The 1,293-nt window shown below is 72.1% G+C and carries 2 protein-coding genes; one reads left to right on the top strand and one right to left on the bottom strand.

The window, feature by feature from the left end:
* On the top strand, positions 1-235 hold a 235-nt coding region (locus AB0O00_RS39970; protein WP_363659577.1), incomplete at its 5' end, for a TetR-like C-terminal domain-containing protein.
* A 19-nt stretch (positions 236-254) separates the two neighbouring features.
* Here AB0O00_RS39970 and AB0O00_RS39975 read toward each other — a convergent pair.
* Complete coding sequence (locus AB0O00_RS39975) at positions 255-1,061, bottom strand: slipin family protein (RefSeq protein WP_363659578.1); 807 nt, start codon at positions 1,059-1,061, stop codon at positions 255-257.
* Positions 1,062-1,293: the final 232 nt, after the last annotated feature.

Raw genomic sequence — 1,293 nt, forward strand, 5'->3', positions numbered from 1 at the left:
GTTCCTGGAGATCGTGCTCGCGCGCGTGGTCGAACCCACCACCCGGCTGATCGCCGAGGTCCTCTCCCGGGGCGCCGCCCGGGGAGAGGTGCGCCCGGCCGCCGTGACGCCGCTGGTCACGGACGTCGTCCCGGCGCTGATGCTCTACCGGATCAAGATGTGCGGCGGCGCGCCCGTCCGGCTCGACCCGGAGGCCATCGTGGACGAGGTGCTGCTGCCGATGGTCCGCGCGTGAGACCGGCGGCTGGGGGCCGTCAGGCGTCGGCGGTGGGGATATCGGGGGCGGCGGGGGAGTCGGGCACGGCCGCGTAGGCCTTGGCGGCGGCGGCCTCGAAGAAGCGCAGCAGCTCGACCGGGAACGGCAGTACGAGCGTGGAGTTCTTCTCGGCGGCCACCTCGACCACCGTCTGGAGGAGGCGCAACTGCATCGCCGCCGGGGTCTCGGCCATCGTCGTCGCGGCCTCGGCGAGCTTGGAGGCCGCCTGGAACTCGCCGTCGGCGGTGATGATGCGGGCGCGGCGCTCGCGGTCGGCCTCGGCCTGGCGGGCCATCGAGCGCTTCATGGTCTCGGGGAGGGTGACGTCCTTGATCTCCACCCGGTCGATGTGCACGCCCCACCCGGTGGCCGGGCTCTCCAGCATGATCTCCAGGCCCCGGTGGAGCTGCTCGCGGCCGGAGAGCAGGTCGTCCAGCTCGCTCTTGCCGATGATCGAGCGCAGCGAGGTCTGGGCGACCTGGAGCATCGCGAAGCCGTAGTTCTGGACGTCGACGGTGGCCTTGATCGGCTCGATGACGCGGAAGTACAGGACGGCGTCCACGCTGACCGAGACGTTGTCCTTGGTGATGCCCTCCTGCGCGGGCACCGGCATGGTGACGACCTGCACGTTGACCTTGCGCATGCGGTCGACGACCGGGATGAGCAGGGTGAGCCCGGGCTGGCGGGCCCGGGCGCGCACGCGGCCGAGCCGGAAGACGACCCCGCGCTCGTACTGCTGGACGACGCGGACACCGGTGATGAGCCAGAACAGGACCAGGACCAGGATGAGTACGACAATCGCCACGGTGCTGCGACCTCCCCCGCCACGGCGCAGCCCGCGCCGGGACCGGAGTGGCCCTGTCGCACGGGTGCGAGCCGCGGAGCACAGTATGCGCCCGGGGTGTGACGTCCGACAGGGAGCGGAACCGGCCTTGACGAATCGTTACGCACCGACGCGCCGATGTCCGGGAACGCCCCTGCCCCGCAACGGCGTTGAGCTCGACGGGGGCAGCGCCGGACCGGCCGCGGGCGTGCGG

This window comes from Kitasatospora sp. NPDC093558, from assembly GCF_040683475.1.
Classification (GTDB): Bacteria; Actinomycetota; Actinomycetes; order Streptomycetales; family Streptomycetaceae; genus Kitasatospora.